This is a genomic window from Cytobacillus sp. BC1816 (assembly GCF_051353635.1).
Classification (GTDB): domain Bacteria; phylum Bacillota; class Bacilli; order Bacillales; family Cytobacillaceae; genus Cytobacillus; species Cytobacillus oceanisediminis_C.
Window position 1 is genome coordinate 1,513,502 of sequence record NZ_CP195611.1, and the last position, 17,211, is coordinate 1,530,712.

Below are 17,211 nucleotides of genomic sequence, written 5' to 3' on the forward strand. Positions count from 1 at the left end.
ATGGGGTTCTAAAATTCCATGGTATCTCCATTTTTCCGAGGATTGCAGAAAAATGTAAATATAGGAGGTCCACATATGAAGAAGCATTGGTGGAAAGAAAGTGTAGTTTACCAAATATATCCTCGGAGCTTCATGGATAGCAATGGAGATGGAGTAGGAGATTTGCAGGGAATCATCTCCAAGCTGGATTATTTGAAGGAGCTTGGGATTGATGTAGTCTGGCTTTCGCCAGTTTATAAATCGCCAAATGATGATAATGGCTATGATATCAGCGATTATCAGGACATTATGATGGAGTTTGGAACAATGGAAGATTGGGAAGAACTTCTCCGAGAGCTGCATAAGAGAGAGATTAAACTCATTATGGACCTGGTGGTGAACCATAGTTCGGACGAACATATCTGGTTTGCAGAGTCAAGGAAATCAAAAGACAATCCATACAGGGATTATTATATATGGCGCGAAGGAAGGAATGGAAAAGAGCCGAATAACTGGGGAAGTAATTTCGGCGGATCTGCCTGGGAATTTGATGATCATACAGGAGAATACTATTTGCATCTGTTTTCAAAGAAACAGCCAGATTTAAATTGGGATAATCCAGAACTAAGAAATGAAATATACAGCATGATGACTTGGTGGCTCGGAAAAGGCATTGATGGATTTAGAATGGATGTGGTTAACTTTATCTCCAAAGAGGAGGGACTTCCTGATGATGAACCAAAGCCGGGTAAGAAATATGCTTCAGGAAGCAGGTATTATCGAAACGGTCCAAGAATTCACGAATACCTGAAGGAGATGAATGAAAAGGCCTTATCAAAGTATGATGTTATGACTGTTGGTGAAATGCCTGGTGTAACTCCTCAGTTGGCCAGGCAATATACAGGAGAATCACGCAATGAGTTAAATATGGTCTTCCAATTTGAACATGTTAGCCTGGATAACGGGCCGGGTGGCAAGTGGGATCTTAAACCCCTTGATCTGCGTGACTTAAAAGCTAATCTGACAAAATGGCAAAATGAGCTGGATGAAGTTGGCTGGAACAGTCTTTATTTTAATAACCATGACCAGCCTCGCTCTGTTTCAAGATTCGGTAATGACGGAGAGTATAGGGAAAAGTCGGCTAAGATGCTCGCAACATTGCTTCATATGATGAAGGGAACTCCTTATGTTTATCAGGGCGAAGAAATTGGAATGACGAATGTCCGTTTCTCACGTGTTGAAGAATACAGGGATATAGAAACACTAAATTTTTATAAAGAAGCTCTTAATGGTGGCTGGACAGAGGAAAAGACCCTTGAAAGCATCTATGCCAAAGGACGTGATAACGCCAGGACACCAATGCAGTGGGATTCTTCCGATCACGGAGGATTTTCGCATGGAATCCCCTGGATAAAAGTAAATCCTAACTATAAAAACATTAATGTGGAAAAGGCCTTGAATGACCCTGACTCTGTTTTTCATTATTATAAAAAGCTTATTGAACTCAGAAAGAAAAATGAAATTATTGTTTACGGCAAGTATAACCTAATACTTGATAACCATCGTGTGGTGTACGCCTATACAAGAACATTGGGCAATCAGATTCTTCTTGTTTTGTGCAACTTCTATGGAGGAAACCCCGAAGTCGAACTCCCTGCTGACATCCAGGAGAAGAAATTTGAGGTGCTGATAGGGAATTATAAAGATACACAAGTTAGCAGAATAATTAAGCTGCGCCCCTATGAAGCACAGGTCCTTCTTTTTAACAGCTAAAAGATAAAATGTTGATGAGTACCATGATCACTGATTAAATATAGTATTAAAATTTTATAGTCAGCCAACTAAATTTAACCACTGTGTGGATAGGAGCGGAAAGTGAATGCCTGCAGCGGAAATCAACGGGCAGAATAATAAGCATAATACATCATTTATAAGCCAACAGCTTAAAAAAACTCAATTTCAAAAAAACTAAAACAGGTGTGATTATAATGAAACAACCGTGGTGGAAAAAATCAGTAGTATACCAAATTTATCCGAAAAGCTTTAACGATACGACAGGGAATGGGCTTGGAGACATCCCTGGAATTATTGCCAAACTTGATTACTTAAAAGAGTTGGGTGTCGACGTCGTTTGGCTGACACCAATCTATAAATCTCCGCAGCGTGACAATGGATATGACATTAGTGATTATTTCAGCATTCATGAAGAGTATGGAACAATGGAAGACTTTGATAAGCTTCTTGAAGAGGCACATAACCGGGATATTAAAATCATTATGGATATTGTAGTAAACCATACTTCCACTGAACATCAATGGTTCCAGGAAGCTAAAAAATCAAAAGACAATCCATACCGAGATTTTTATATCTGGAAGGATCCTAAGGATGATGGAAGCGAACCGACGAACTGGGAATCTAAATTTGGCGGTAATGCATGGCAATATGACGAAGCAACCGGCCAATACTATCTCCATCTATTTGATGTCACACAGGCGGATCTAAATTGGGAAAATGAAGAGCTTCGCCAAAAAGTGTATGACATGATGGAGTACTGGTTTGAAAAAGGTGTAGATGGATTCAGACTTGATGTAATCAATCTGATTTCTAAAAACCAGGATTATCCCGATGATGACGGGTCTGTGCCTCCGGGTGACGGCAGAAGATTCTATACAGACGGACCTCGTGTGCACGAATTTATGCATGAAATGAATGAACATGTTTTTTCAAAATACGATAGTATGACAGTTGGCGAAATGTCTTCCACTTCCATTGATCATTGTATAAAGTATTCCAATCCTGAGAGGGAAGAGTTGAGCATGACTTTCAACTTTCATCATTTAAAAGTGGATTACCCTAATGGGGAGAAATGGGCACTTGCTGAATTTGATTTTGGGGCGTTAAAGCAGATTTTATCCAAGTGGCAGACGGAAATGTACAAAGGCGGAGGCTGGAATGCTTTATTCTGGTGCAATCATGATCAGCCCCGTGTTGTATCAAGATATGGTGATGACAGACAATATCATCGTGAATCTGCTAAAATGCTAGCGACAGCCATTCATATGATGCAGGGGACCCCATATATTTATCAGGGTGAGGAGTTTGGCATGACAAACCCAGGCTTTGAAAGCATTGAAGACTACAGAGATGTAGAATCACTGAATGTTTATAATATCCTTAAGGAAAAGGGAATGGACGAAGAGGAAATTATAAACATTCTCAAAAGCAAATCTCGTGATAATTCCCGGACGCCAGTTCAGTGGGATGGTTCTGAAAATGCTGGTTTCTCCGATGGAACGCCATGGATTAATGTTGCATCTAATTACAGGGAAATAAATGCCGAAAATGCATTGAAGGACGGGAATTCTATTTTTTATCATTATAAAAAGCTGATCGAGCTTCGCAAGCAATATGATATTATCACGTTTGGAGAATATGAACTGATTTCTATGGATCATCCTGATGTGTTTGCTTATCTTCGAAATGGTGAAAATGAAAAACTTTTGGTCGTTAATAATTTTTATGGGAAAGAAACATCATTTGTCATCCCTGAACATATTCAAGCTGACGAATATAAGGGTGAAATCTTACTGTCCAATTACAATCAGTCACCTTCTGCAGCACAGACCATTAATTTAAGGCCGTATGAATCCGTTATCTATCATTTAAAAAAATAAGAACGAAAAACTCCTCCCGTAAACAGCGGGAGGAGTTTTTACATGATTTTTTTAAAATAGCATTCCAGCTATGGCAGCACTTAACATAGATGCTAAGGCACCCGCAGCAACTGCCTTCAGGCCAAGCCGTGCAATGTCCTGCCTTCGGTTTGGCGCCAATCCTCCAAGCCCTCCAAGCAGAATGCCCAATGAAGAAATATTGGCAAAACCGCAAAGAGCGAAGCTGACGATTGCCACAGTTTTATCAGATAAATTTGGGATATCCGGTGCAAAAGCAGAATAAGCAACAAACTCATTCAAAATTAATTTTTGGCCGATATAATTACCTGCCTGCACTGCTTCTGACCAGGGAACCCCTATAGCAAATGCGAGCGGAGAGAAAACATACCCGAGAATGGTTTCGAGCGTTAAGCCTTCTAAACCAAATAACCCTCCTGCCCATCCAAGAAGCCCGTTAATTAAGGCAACCAGAGCAATAAAGGCAAGCAGCATCGCACCGATATTCAAAGCGAGTTCTAATCCGACGCTTGCTCCTTTTGCGGCTGCATCAATGACATTAGCTGAATCGCTATCCACTTCCATATCAAATTCTTTAGGCTCTTCTTTGTCCTCCGTTTCAGGCAGCATAACTTTGGCCAGGATCAAACCTGCAGGTGCCGCCATAAAACTTGCTGCCAAAAGGTATTCTAGAGGCACTCCCAGAAGGGAATAACCAATCAAAACAGATCCTGCCACAGAAGCAAGCCCGCCTGTCATAACTGTAAATAGCTCAGATTTTGTCATATTGGCAATATAAGGGCGGACAACAAGAGGGGCCTCAGTTTGACCAACAAATATATTTGCTGCTGCTGACATTGATTCCGCTTTTCTGGTCCCCAGTAGCTTCGACAGACCTCCGCCGAGGATTTTAATGAAAAACTGCATAATCCTTAAATAATATAAGACGGATATTAATGAAGAGAAAAAGATTACCACAGGGAGAACCTGCAGTGCGAAAACGAAGGTAATTCCAGATTCATCTGTAAAAAGTCCGCCAAATAAAAAATTTATTCCCTGATTGGCGTAATTGATAATATCGTTTACCTTCATTGTGAGCCATTCCAATCCCTTTCTGCCGCCTTCCCATTTTAGAACGAGAAAGGCAAAAATTAGCTGAATGGCAAGCCCTCCTGCAACAGTTCTTAAACTAATCGCCCTTCTGTTGCTTGAGAGCAGGAAAGCTATCCCTAAAATGACAATAATACCGAATATCCCCCAAATAAAATTCATGTTTACACCTCTTAACTATGTAGTTTTTCCCTGCAAAAATCTTTAGGGAGTGTTCAGGCAGTACTTCTATTCCCTAATAACACTGCTTGTAAAGCTCAATAGTTGTATTATGTGCAAAAGGAATAAATTCATGAAAATTCTATGCATGTAAAATAAATGGGGTGAAATGAAAAAAAGATGAGCACCAGACTCATCTTTCAGTATTTTTCTCGATATATTCAAATAAAAAAGACTGACCGTTTCTGTAAAAACGGGGGTCATAAAGGCCAAGCCTGTCTGTATCATCAACAAGAACGACAAAAGGGGACCATTCATAAAGTGTTTTAGCTTCAGGGCGCTGAGAGAACAATTTGTCCAAATCAGCCGTTTCCTTTGATTGAAGCACGTATTGGGCTTCCTTTTCAATGAAAAGATTATCATTGAAAATGGTCACTTCATCATCTTTTTTTGTAATAACGGAAAAGGTCCATGGAATAAAGTCTGCAGACAGGGCCACTTGATCATAGTGATCATCATATTGCTTATAAATGATAAATCCCTGTGTGCTTTGGATTATCACATGAATCAGCAAAAAAGACCATGCCATTTTAAAGTAGTAGGGGGATTTAGGTCTATTTCTTTTTGAAAAAACAAAAGCTGTCCCCAGTATAATCCAAAATACTAAATCAACAATAGGAATGGTGCCAAAGGTAACCCGGATATCTGAAAATGGCTCCAAATATCCAGTGCCCCAAGCATTGAATAAATCACTTGTATTATGTATGAAAACGGAAAGCCATCCCAGCAGGAAAAGCTTCTTATCCTTAACTTTGAACAGCAGGAAGGACAGCAGAAAAAATAAAAGTGCCCAGAGAGGGGTTAGGAAAATAGAATGGGTAATGCCTCTGTGCCACATCTGATAAAGTCCTTCTGTGTCCCATAAGCGGGAAATGACATCAATATCCGGAATTTGGCTTGCACCTACAGCAGTCAGCAAATACGCTCTTTTCGTATTCTTATCCATGTCTTTTTTATCAACTGCTCCGTAAAGGCTCAAACCGAATAAAGTGTGTGTAATTGTATCCATCATTAACCTCCTTTCTTATATTTAGTTTCATTATTATAAGCCTGAAAAAGATTTATAAAAAGAAATATGCAATCTTAAAATGCATTGCAAACTTTACTTTAGAGAGATAAAATTGAAGGTATTGCAATAATTAAGTGACACATGATTGCTTGATAAACAAATTTTCATATAAGTAAGTGAGGAACGAATATGTCCAAAAAATTTAAAGAAGAAGTTTTATCCCGCCGCACCTTTGCAATCATTTCCCACCCGGATGCCGGTAAAACGACGCTGACAGAAAAACTCCTGTTATTCGGGGGTGCCATTCGAGACGCGGGTACAGTTAAAGGGAAGAAGACAGGCAAGTATGCGACAAGCGACTGGATGGAAATTGAAAAGCAGCGCGGTATTTCTGTTACCTCCAGTGTGATGCAGTTTGAATATGATGGTGCGCGCGTTAATATTCTAGATACTCCTGGTCACCAGGATTTCAGTGAAGACACGTATCGTACGCTGACAGCAGTTGATAGTGCTGTTATGATCATTGACTCAGCAAAAGGCATCGAAGAGCAGACACTTAAATTATTCAAGGTCTGCCGCATGAGAGGAATTCCGATTTTTACATTTATGAATAAGCTTGACCGCCAGGGAAAGGCACCACTTGAGCTCCTTGCAGAATTAGAAGAGGTCATGGGAATTGAATCATATCCAATGAACTGGCCAATCGGGATGGGGAAAGAATTCCTCGGAATTTATGATCGGTTTAATAATCGAATTGAGCAATTCAGAGTAGAGGAAGAGGACCGCTTCATTTCCCTGAATGAAGAAGGTGAAATAGAGGGCAGCCATTCCATCAAGGATTCTGGGCTATATGATCAGACGCTCGAAGAAATTATGCTGTTAAATGAAGCGGGCAATGAGTTTTCAAGAGAGAGAATTGCAAAGGGAGAATTGACCCCTGTGTTTTTTGGTAGCGCGCTGACCAACTTTGGCGTACAGACATTCCTTGAGTCTTATCTCCAATTTGCACCGCCGCCGCAGCCGAGGGATTCTTCAGCAGGTGAAATAGATCCGCTGTCAGAAGAATTTTCTGGCTTCATATTTAAAATTCAGGCAAATATGAATCCTGCTCATCGCGACCGGATAGCATTTTTAAGAATTTGTTCAGGCCAATTTGAAAGAGGCATGGCTGTAAATATACCAAGAATCGGCAAGTCCATCAAGCTTGCGCAGTCCACACAATTCATGGCTGATGACAGAAGTACAGTAGATACTGCAGTAAGCGGGGATATCATTGGAATCTACGACCCGGGAACTTACCAGATTGGCGATACGTTAACGGCTGGTAAAAATAATTTCCAATATGAACGTCTTCCTCAATTTACACCTGAGTTATTTGTAAAAGTAACTGCCAAAAATGTCATGAAGCAAAAACATTTTCATAAGGGCATCCAGCAGCTGGTACAGGAAGGAGCAATCCAGCTGTTTAAAACAGTAAAAATGGAAGAATACCTTCTGGGTGCAGTAGGACAGCTGCAATTTGAAGTTTTTGAACATCGCATGAAAAATGAATATAACACAGAAGTTTATATGGAAAGGCAAGGCTCCAAAATCGCCCGCTGGGTAGAAGGCGATGAGGTCAACGAAAATCTTTCCAGCGGAAGAAGTCTCCTGGTTAAAGACCGTTATGACAAAAACGTTTTTCTATTTGAAAATGACTTTGCACTCCGATGGTTCCAGGAAAAAAATCCGGATGTTCAACTATATAATCCGATGGACTCAGAATAATCATGCGGCCTCTTTTAGGGGCCGTTTCTGATTTTGGTCTCTGTAAATGATTAGCCTCTTTTTTTCCTGCTTCAATTCCTGTATATTCCTCTGTCATTCTATTGACATATTCATCAATTGATAATATAGTATTAACACACGCGCTTTAGCACTAAAAAGCGTTTAAGTTAAAAAGCAGGAAGTTCAATCTCGATAAAAATATAGACATTGTCCGCAGAAGAAAGTAGAGCAGTTGCCGTCAGCAGATAGAAACTGGATGGGTGATGAAAATCCAGGCAGCAATTGGTCGAAATACAACTGCATTGCAACAGGACATTCTCTTTAAGCGGGTAAGCGTAAATGGCTTATCAATTAGGGTGGTACCGCGGAGCTCCTTCGTCCCTATTGGCGAGAGGGCTCTTTTTGTTTGCTCCCAACTTCATGGTAATTTTTAGGAGGAATACATTATGCATCAGGAACATGCAGCATTGAACTTGAAGCCGTTAGAGGCACTTATTATCACTCTATTAATCCTTGGAGGGATAAGTTATTCAATTATTTTCGCAGGGGCAGTGCCTCATATTCCCGTTGTTTTCGCGATAATGGGGTTAATTGCTTACGGTTTAATAAAAAAAGTATCCATTACACAGCTGGAAAAGGGGCTGATTGAAGGTGCCCAGTCCGGATTAGGGGCGATTTTCATTTTCTTTTTAATAGGCATGCTGATAAGCAGCTGGATGGCAAGCGGAACCATTCCTACATTTATTTACATGGCTTTGGAAGCTGTTAATGGAAAGTTCTTTTATGCCATTGTGTTTGTGGTAGCATCAGTGATTGGCATGAGCATTGGAAGCTCGCTTACAACGGCTGCTACATTGGGGGTGGCCTTTATGGGAGTCAGCTCTGCTTTGGGTCTTTCGGATGCTATTACGGCAGGTGCAGTTATTTCCGGTGCATTTTTTGGAGATAAAATGTCTCCGTTGTCCGATACAACTAATCTGGCATCATCGACAGTTAAGGTGGATTTATTTGAACATATAAAGACCATGGCATGGACAACGATCCCTTCGTTTATTATTTCTTTGGCAATTTTTGCTGTGCTGTCACCAGGCGAGGCAGCATCTGATTTTTCAAAAATTGCCCAGCTGAAAAAAACTCTGCTGGATGAGGGGCTTGTACATTGGTACTCCCTAATTCCATTTGTCATTTTGTCAATACTGGCCATTAAAAGAGTATCGGCTATCATCACACTTTCAGCTGGAATTTTATCGGCTTTAATCCTGGCGATCTTTGTTCAAAACAGTTTCGGTTTCGAAAAAGTGATGTCATTGCTGTTTTCAGGATATGCCTCTAAAAGTGGTTCAGAGGAAGTAGACGCACTATTATCAAGAGGCGGCATGGAAAGTATGATGTTTTCTATTTCTTTGGTATTGCTTGCACTTTCCATGGGAGGTTTATTCTTTAAGCTTGGCATTCTTCCAGCTTTACTAGAAGGCATCAAAGGAGTTTTGAATCGTGTGTCCGCTTTAGTAGCGGCAGCAGCAGGAACAGCAATCGGGATTAACTTCCTCCTTGGAGAACAATATCTGTCGATTCTCTTAACAGGGAATGCGTTCAGAGGGCCTTTTGAAAAAGCCGGGCTGCACCCGAAAAATCTTTCAAGGATTCTGGAGGATGCCGGCACCGTGGTAAACCCGTTAGTCCCGTGGAGTGTTTGCGGAGTTTTTCTAACAGGTGTACTAGGGGTGGAAACAGCAGCTTACATGCCGTTTGCGTTCTTCTGCATACTAAGTCCAGTTATTACTCTTATCTATGGATTCACTGGTTTAAAGATCGAAAAAATTGAGAAAAAAGCAGCTGTGTAATGCTGCTTTTTTCTGTGGACAAAAAATCCGTAGTTGTAGAATTTTGCATGATGGAACCACTTTAAAGTCAAATAGAATGTTCTTTTTCTCCATTTAACAGCACACTGATTTCTTGCATAGTGATTGCTGCTTTAATATAGTTATAATGTGTTTAAATCAATCATTGCCTGCCGTCATATATTTATTGACTTTGAAAGGAGCAGAGTGTGTGCGAATAAGTGATTTTTCAATCAAAAGGCCAATCTTTACATTGGTTACAATGTTCTTAGTGCTTATTTTAGGGGTTGTCTCCCTCTTGAATATTCCATTAAAGCTCATACCTGATCTGAATCCTCCTGTAGGAGTAGTAGTAACTTCGTATCCTGGAGCAAGTCCCGATGAAGTTGTGGAAAAAGTAACAAAGCCGCTCGAGGAAAATCTGGCAACATTGCCGGGGATTAAAACCTTAACCTCTACCTCGCAAGAGAGCGCAAATTTCATTCTGATGCAATTTTCCTGGACTACTGATATTGATGAAATACAAAATGAGGTTATTCAAAGACTGGACCAGACACAGCTTCCTGATGAAGCCGAAAAACCGCGATTTATGAAGTTTGATCCTGCCCAGTTTCCTATCATACAATTATCCCTTAGTGCAGATGAAGAGCCTGAAGCATTAAGAAGGCTTGCAGAACAACTGAATCTGGAGCTGGCCAAGGTTGAAGGAGTAGCAAGCGTAAATCTCTCCGGAACAGCCATTAAGGAAGTAAGGGTGGAACTTGACCAGGAAAAACTAAGAGATTTCAAACTAAGCCAGGCTGAAGTTGTTGATGTAATTGAATCCAATAACATTTCAATGCCGGGTGATCCGGTATTAACTGAGGGAAAAGAACTGACAACCAGGATCATTAGTTCTATTGATTCCCTTGATACGCTGAAAAAAATTACTGTAACAGTTGACCCTGCAACAGGCGATAAAGTAAGCCTTGAAGATATCTCAGAGGTTAGGCTGGCCAGCCAGGATGATCGCACCATCACGCGCACAAACCAGTCTCCATCTGTTTTGCTGAGTGTCCTGCAGCAGTCAGACGCTAATACGGCAGAAGTTTCAAATCAATTCATACAGAAATTGGATGATCTACTTGAGAAAGAACAGTTTGAAAATATTGAATCAGAAATTCTTTTTGACCAGGGGGATTACATAAACCTTGCAATAGGGAATATCTCCAATTCACTGATTCTTGGCGGTGCTTTTGCCATGATTGTGCTATTTTTCTTTTTGAAAAATGTTAAAAGCCCGCTTATTATTGGTATCTCTATCCCTTACTCTGTAATTTTTACGTTTGTTTTAATGTATTTTTCAGATTTCACCTTAAATATTATGACGCTAGGCGGATTAGCGCTTGGAATTGGGATGCTGGTGGATAATTCCATTGTAGTTATTGAAAATATTTACCGTCATTTATCAATGGGGAAAGATCCTAAAACAGCCGCCAGTGATGGAGCAAAAGAAGTAGGCGGTGCGATTACTGCTTCAACACTAACGACTGTCGCTGTATTCCTCCCAGTAGTATTTATTACTGGAATCATCGGTGAGTTGTTTAAGGAGTTTGCCCTGACCATTTCCTTTAGCCTATTTGCATCTCTAGCTGTTGCACTGACAGTTGTGCCCATGCTGGCGAGCCGGCTGCTGAAGTCTCCAAAAGCAAACATTGAGACAAAAAGGCAGGAATCAGGCTTAATGCGTTCACTTGAAAAATCAATTAAGTGGTCTTTGCGGAATCGCGCAGTGGTAATAGCGATCACCATGCTGTTATTGGCGGCGGGAAGCTTTGGAATGACCACTGTAGGTACACAATTTCTTCCAAATACAGATGAAGGCTTCTTTACGGTGCGGATGGAGCTTGAAAATGGCACTGCACTTTCAGAAACTGAAAAGGTTATATCTGCTTTAGAGGAAGAATTAAAGGATGAAGAAGAGGTAGATACATATGTCAGCCTCATCGGAACCACACAGGAAGGGTCCTTCCGGGGCTCGAAGAATGCCAATATCGCTGAATTGTACATCAAAATGAAAGAGCTTGATCAGCGTGAAAGATCAACCTTTGAATTTGCCGATGATATCAAAAAGGATCTGGAAAATGCTGCATCAAAGGTTAATGATACGGCCGAACTCTCATTTAACATGCAATCCTCATCCGGTACAACTCCGAATACACTGACTTTCAGTGTAAAGGATACAGATCCAAATCGCTTAACAGAAAATGTAAATAAAATCTATAATGCATTAAGAGACTTAGATGATGTAACAGATTTATCGACAGACCTTATGGATACAGTTGAAGAGATTCAAATAACTGTGGACCGTGAAAAGGCACTTAAGCAAGGACTGGCTCCTGCCCAGGTAGCCATGGCAGTAAATGATGTAACACGTGGAAATCGGGCAACACAAATGATAGATGAAGAGTCGAATATATATGGCGTTTTTGTTGAGTATGATCGGGAAGTCACACAGGATATAGAGAATTTAAAAAAATTGCTTATAAAAAAGCCTGATGGGAATTATGCTGCTCTGAGTGACGTAACTAATATAGAACGCGGAGAAGGACCGGTCAATATTCAGCGCATCAATCAGCAGGACGCTGTTCAATTTACATTAAAATACAAGTCTTCAACAAACATGGGTGCCGTGTCAAAAGAAGTGGATAAAGAAATTGCTGACCTGGATTTGCCGGATGAAACGGAAATCGTTTTTAGCGGTGACAGGGAGTTGCTGGAATCATCCATTGATGACCTGATTCTTGCCTTTGTTCTGGCAATCATCTTTATATATCTAGTCATGGCAGCCCAATTTGAGTCGCTGAAATATCCGTTAGTTATCATGTTTACTGTGCCTCTCATGGTGATAGGGGTGGCAATTGCTCTTACAGCAACCCAAACACCTATTAGCTTAACAGCAATAATCGGGATTATTGTGCTGGCAGGAATTGTAGTTAATAATGCAATAGTCATTGTTGATTATATTAACCAAAAGAAAGGACATGGCCTTAAGACCTACGATGCCATAATCATTTCGGTTAAGGACCGTGCAAGGCCAATACTTATGACAGCTTTAACAACCATACTTGGGTTAGTTCCACTTGCCCTTGGTATAGGAGAAGGAACTGAAATTAACCAGCCTATGGGAATAGCTCTGATAGGCGGGCTGATCAGCAGTACGTTCCTGACACTATTTGTGATACCTGTTGTATATAGTTTCTTTGACAGGGATACAAGGCGGTTAAATAAAATGTATGCAACACCGGATGGCCACTTAGTGCCAGCTTACCTGCTTGAAGAAAGAGTGGATAAAGACTGGATTCACAATAAAGGTGCAGAAGACAAAAATCAACTTCAAACCTCTGAAGCCAGTTCCTACAGCAGAGATGATATGGCAGCCATGCTGGAAGAGTTATTAAAAATTTTAAAAGAAGATAACAAGGAAAAAAAAGAACAAAACGAGGATGAAACCCCCTAATCCGTGCTGGCTCCTTCCGTAAGAAGGGGCCTTTTGGCATAGTGAGGTCAAAAGAGAAATAATTTTCCAATGGATTTTCAGGAAAATATCTGGAAAATTCATTGATAATTGGCTTATAAACAGAGCACAATAAAAGTATCGACTTGTAGCTGGTGGTAATGAAATGAAAAAATTCAGTAAACTAGAAGCAGTTTTTTGGAGTATTGCATTGCCTGGTTTTAGCCAATTATTAATGGGGCAGCTGTGGAAGGGAACTTTATTTGTCGCGCTTGAATTCATCATTAATGTATACAGCCATTTTAATTCAGCCATCATGCTCAGTTTCATGGGAGAAATTGATAAAGCGGTTCATGTCCTTAATTATCAGTGGCTCATGTTTTACCCATGTCTTTACATGTTTGCAATGTGGGATGCATATCGTACGGCTATGCCGGAAAATGAAGAATTATCTTTCCTTCCCTTTGTGTTCAGTGCCTATTTTGTAACAGTAGGACTTATGTACTCAACCAAGCTGAAATTATTGGGGGTTTTTTTCGGACCGGTCTTTCTTCCTATGCTCTTTGTTATTCCGGGTGTATTCACCGGTCTATTGATCAGGTGGATCATTTTGAAATGTAGAAAGCGCCCGGTGGAAAGTTAAGATGGCACATGATTTAATTATTGAAAAAAGCTTTGGCACACTAATCAATTTAGTGATTGTTAAAGCTTTTTATCTTTTTTTAAAATAATTTTTTTAATAACCCCCAAAAATCTCTTTCATGAAACCGTACAGTTGTAATGAACAAGCGGCCGCTTAAAATAATTTTTGGGGTGAAATCATTGAAATTTTTATCCAGTAAAGAAATGAATAAAATGGCAAAAAGCACACTTGCACTGGTGATTGCGGGAACATTCACATTTTCAGCCGCAACAGCCTTTGCAAGTGAGAACAAGGAAGATGAAGAATTTGAAACAGTTGAACTAAAAAATGATCCTTCAGCTGAAGCAACAGCTGAAACAAATAAAGATACAGCAGAATCCATTGAAAATGCTAAAGAAAAGCTTGATAAAATTGAATCAGAAGCCCCATCTCTGTTGCCTGGAAGCTTCTTCTACTTTGCAAAGCTTGCATTGGAAAAAGTGAAGCTTGCTCTAACTTTTGATGACATTAAAGAAGCAAAACTGCTTGCCGGCTATGCTGCAGAGCGTATGGCTGAAGCAGAAGCACTTTTTGCTGAAGGAAAGGAAGAGGAAGCTTTAGAAGCAATAGAAAAAGCACTGGAACAAATGGAAAACGCTGAAACCATCGTTGAGGAAGCGAATGAAGACCCAGGAAAATCAAAATCAGGTGATGAGGACAACGGTAATCTAATTAGTGAAGACGAATCAGCTGAAGAGGGTGCTCCTGATGAAGACGCTGCAGACGGTGAAGATTCTTCTGATAATGATAGCGCTGACAAGGAAACTGAAGATGAAGTAAAAGAAATCCTTGCACAGAATATCATTGCCCTCCAGGCAAATCTTGCTAAGTTTTCAGAAAGATTCGATGAAAACCATCCTGCAGTTTTAGCGATGCAAAAGAACATTGCTAAGTTCACTGAAAAATGGTCTGAACAATTGATAGATGAAAAAGAATATACTGAAATTGACCAGGCTGGGCAATCTGAAGAAAAGGCGCCTGCTCCGATTAAATCTGAAGAACCTGAAGCAGCAGGAGATCCGGCGAAAGAGATTGATGAATCAGCTTCTGAAGAGCAAACTGTGTCACCTGAAAATCACGTGAAGGTGTCTAAAGAGGCAAAAGATGCAGCTAAAGCTGAGAAGAAAAAAGCACATGAAGAGGCAAAGGTTTTAGAGGCTCAAAAGAGAGCAGAAGCAAAGGCGGCACGTGAAGAAGCTAAAAAAGCAGAAAAGGAAGCACGCGAGGCAGCTAAACAAGCTGAAAAAGCAGCACGTGAGGCAGCCAGGAAAGCAGCAAAAGAACAGCAGGTAAAGAAAGTTCAAGAAAAGCAGGCAGAGGCAATGAGCCATGCCGGCAAAGGAAAAGAGAAAGCTGAAGAAGTAAAAGGTCAAGGAAAAGAGAATAAAGGCAACTGATTTAAGATGGAAAAGAAAGCGCTTCGAGGCTTACATTTCCTTTGCCAATACCACCCTAAAAAAAATAACCTGGACACCGTATGATATAATGTGTTTTGAAAAGAGGTGGGGCAATTGCTAAGTTTATTGTTTTTGGCAAAGAAGCGTAAAAGAACGCTCGAAGAAACGGTAGAGTTAATACAGCAGGGAGATACAGCATTAAATAATGAGCTAATAGAGTCATATAAGCCGTTTATTGCTAAAACAGTATCATCAGTCTGCAAAAGATACATACATGAATCAGATGATGAATTCAGCATTGGTCTCATCGCTTTTAATGAAGCCATTGAAAAGTATAGTCCTGATAAAGGGAGTTCATTGATCAGTTTTTCGGAAGTGCTGATCAAAAGACGGGTTATTGATTATATCCGCAAGCAATCCAAATTTCAGAATCTTAGTTTTAATGGAGGCTCTAATCTGGAAGATGATGATACGGGTTCTGCGATTGAAGACGAATTGTCCATAGAAGACTTCAGGAAAAAAACGGATGAAGAACTGAGAAAAGAAGAAATTCTCCAGTTTACACAGATTCTGCAGGAATTCGACCTTACCTTCAGCGATCTGATCGAGCAGTCTCCAAAACATGCTGATGCACGAAAAAATGCGATGACAGTAGCCAAGATTCTGGTTGAAAATGATGAACTCAAAAAAATACTTTATGATAAAAAAAAGCTGCCGATAAAGCAGCTGGAGAGCTATGTATCCTTAAGCAGGAAAACAATAGAGAGAAACAGGAAATATATAATTGCCATATCACTGATATTAACTGGTGATTATATCTTTCTAAAGGATTATATCAAAGGGGTGTTGGAAACGTGAAAACAGGAATTATCATGGAAATAAACGAACGTTTTTTAACACTATTAACCCCGGAAGGAGAATTTCTGCGGGCCCGAAAACAAGATGGGGCATATGCACTTGGCCAGGAAATTGAATTCTTCCCAATAGAACTGAAAAACGGAAAAAAGTCCTCGCCTTTAACTATTTTTAATCTATTTAAAGGAAAAGGATTAATGGCAGCAGCTTTTGCGCTAATGCTCGCAATCGTTTCTTTTTTGCCGTTCCTTCAAAACGACGAAGTGTATGCATATATGTCAATCGACGTTAATCCGAGTATTGAATTAGGGGTCAATGAAAAATATCAGGTAGTAGAGCTCGTTCCTTATAATGAGGAAGGAGAACTAATTATCCAAAACATCAAGAATTGGGAAAAAACCAGCATTCATGATGTAGCTGACAAGATTCTGCTTCAAATAAAGAAACAAGGCTATTTTAAGGAAAATAAAGAGGTAGTCATTGCTGCCGTTTATACAGAACAGAGTAAAGAAGCGGATAAGCGCATTCAGGAGGAGCTGGCAAATATTAAACAAGCTGCACAAAAAGAGCAGCTTGAAGTAACTTTACTGGAAGCAAGTGAAGAGGAAAGAGAAGCTGCTATTGAAAAAGGGCTCTCACCTGGAATATATAAAGAAAATAAATTAAAAGCTGACGCTGACAAGAAAGAAAGACCTGAACCTGCAAATCCGGATAAACAGACAGATAAAGAAACTCGTGCTCCGCAAAAGCCGGCAGAAAATACGCAAAGCCAATTAAAAAAGCAGGAGAAAATAGAAGATAGTAAAGAAAAACCTGCTGTTCCGGGGCAAATAAAGAAATCTGAGAACCAGCAAAATAACAGCGGTAAAAACAATGGAAATAATCCTGGAAAAAGGCAGGATAATAAAGAAAAGAAAGATCAAGAAAATAACGTAAAAGCCCAAAAACATCAAAATCATTCAAGCGAAAAAAAAAATAATAATGGTAATGAAAACAGAAATAGCCCCGAGAGAAATCCCAAAGAAAAAGATAATGGGAAAAACAGAGGCGGGAATGGACCTGAGAAAAACCAGAAAGACAGGGACAATCGAAATAATGCCAGCGGAAACAATCAAGGGAAGCATAATGACAAAGGGAAATGGTAAGAATAAAGTCCGGAGATGGCTCCGGACTTTTTCCATTTAT

At 40.0% G+C, this 17,211-nt stretch carries 11 protein-coding genes; 9 read left to right on the forward strand and 2 right to left on the reverse strand.

The window, feature by feature from the left end:
• Positions 1 to 75: 75 nt before the first annotated feature.
• Positions 76 to 1,752, forward strand: a complete 1,677-nt coding sequence (locus ACR42H_RS08015; RefSeq protein ID WP_436375455.1) for a glycoside hydrolase family 13 protein — start codon at positions 76 to 78, stop codon at positions 1,750 to 1,752.
• 215 nt (positions 1,753 to 1,967) lie between these two features.
• Complete coding sequence (gene treC, locus ACR42H_RS08020) at positions 1,968 to 3,653, forward strand: alpha,alpha-phosphotrehalase (protein WP_113883259.1); 1,686 nt, start codon at positions 1,968 to 1,970, stop codon at positions 3,651 to 3,653.
• A gap of 51 nt (positions 3,654 to 3,704) precedes the next feature.
• Here the strand turns inward: treC and ACR42H_RS08025 are convergent, their stop codons facing one another.
• Both ACR42H_RS08025 and ACR42H_RS08030 read right to left on the reverse strand, forming a co-directional pair.
• On the reverse strand, positions 3,705 to 4,922 hold the full coding sequence (locus ACR42H_RS08025) for a NupC/NupG family nucleoside CNT transporter (protein ID WP_436375457.1): 1,218 nt from the start codon (positions 4,920 to 4,922) through the stop codon (positions 3,705 to 3,707).
• Positions 4,923 to 5,112: 190 nt separating this feature from the next.
• Positions 5,113 to 5,988 (reverse strand): metal-dependent hydrolase, encoded by an 876-nt coding sequence (locus ACR42H_RS08030; protein WP_113883257.1) that lies wholly within the window; start codon positions 5,986 to 5,988, stop codon positions 5,113 to 5,115.
• Positions 5,989 to 6,177: 189 nt separating this feature from the next.
• Between ACR42H_RS08030 and ACR42H_RS08035 the strand changes: the two genes are divergently transcribed.
• The 7 genes from ACR42H_RS08035 (at position 6,178) to ACR42H_RS08065 (ending at position 17,171) form a co-directional block, all read left to right on the forward strand.
• Positions 6,178 to 7,755, forward strand: a complete 1,578-nt coding sequence (locus ACR42H_RS08035) for a peptide chain release factor 3 (RefSeq protein ID WP_113883256.1) — start codon at positions 6,178 to 6,180, stop codon at positions 7,753 to 7,755.
• Between the two features lie 446 nt (positions 7,756 to 8,201).
• The gene (gene nhaC, locus ACR42H_RS08040; RefSeq protein WP_436375460.1) at positions 8,202 to 9,599 is read left to right on the forward strand and encodes a Na+/H+ antiporter NhaC; all 1,398 of its coding nucleotides are present in this window, start codon (positions 8,202 to 8,204) and stop codon (positions 9,597 to 9,599) included.
• A gap of 208 nt (positions 9,600 to 9,807) precedes the next feature.
• Positions 9,808 to 13,095 (forward strand): efflux RND transporter permease subunit, encoded by a 3,288-nt coding sequence (locus ACR42H_RS08045; protein ID WP_436375461.1) that lies wholly within the window; start codon positions 9,808 to 9,810, stop codon positions 13,093 to 13,095.
• Between the two features lie 163 nt (positions 13,096 to 13,258).
• On the forward strand, positions 13,259 to 13,735 hold the full coding sequence (locus ACR42H_RS08050; RefSeq protein ID WP_436375463.1) for a hypothetical protein: 477 nt from the start codon (positions 13,259 to 13,261) through the stop codon (positions 13,733 to 13,735).
• A gap of 170 nt (positions 13,736 to 13,905) precedes the next feature.
• Entirely contained in the window at positions 13,906 to 15,171 is a 1,266-nt protein-coding gene (locus ACR42H_RS08055; protein ID WP_436375465.1) for a DUF5667 domain-containing protein, read from the forward strand.
• Positions 15,172 to 15,285: 114 nt separating this feature from the next.
• Positions 15,286 to 16,029 carry an RNA polymerase sigma factor SigI gene (gene sigI, locus ACR42H_RS08060; RefSeq protein WP_113883251.1) on the forward strand — a complete coding sequence of 248 codons (744 nt, stop codon included), beginning with the start codon at positions 15,286 to 15,288 and terminating at the stop codon, positions 16,027 to 16,029.
• Positions 16,026 to 17,171 (forward strand): anti-sigma factor domain-containing protein, encoded by a 1,146-nt coding sequence (locus tag ACR42H_RS08065; protein WP_436375467.1) that lies wholly within the window; start codon positions 16,026 to 16,028, stop codon positions 17,169 to 17,171. The genes sigI and ACR42H_RS08065 overlap by 4 nt, the downstream gene beginning before the upstream one ends.
• The last annotated feature ends 40 nt before the right edge of the window (positions 17,172 to 17,211 follow it).

Bases quoted from the DNA above. Each gene is read 5' to 3' on its own strand.
- ACR42H_RS08035 (WP_113883256.1), top strand. From the start codon at position 6,178: ATGTCCAAAAAATTTAAAGAAGAAGTTTTATCCCGCCGCACCTTTGCA.
- ACR42H_RS08050 (WP_436375463.1), top strand. From the start codon at position 13,259: ATGAAAAAATTCAGTAAACTAGAAGCAGTTTTTTGGAGTATTGCATTG.
- ACR42H_RS08025 (WP_436375457.1), bottom strand. From the start codon at position 4,922: ATGAATTTTATTTGGGGGATATTCGGTATTATTGTCATTTTAGGGATA.
- nhaC (WP_436375460.1), top strand. From the start codon at position 8,202: ATGCATCAGGAACATGCAGCATTGAACTTGAAGCCGTTAGAGGCACTT.
- ACR42H_RS08015 (WP_436375455.1), top strand. From the start codon at position 76: ATGAAGAAGCATTGGTGGAAAGAAAGTGTAGTTTACCAAATATATCCT.
- ACR42H_RS08030 (WP_113883257.1), bottom strand. From the start codon at position 5,988: ATGGATACAATTACACACACTTTATTCGGTTTGAGCCTTTACGGAGCA.
- treC (WP_113883259.1), top strand. From the start codon at position 1,968: ATGAAACAACCGTGGTGGAAAAAATCAGTAGTATACCAAATTTATCCG.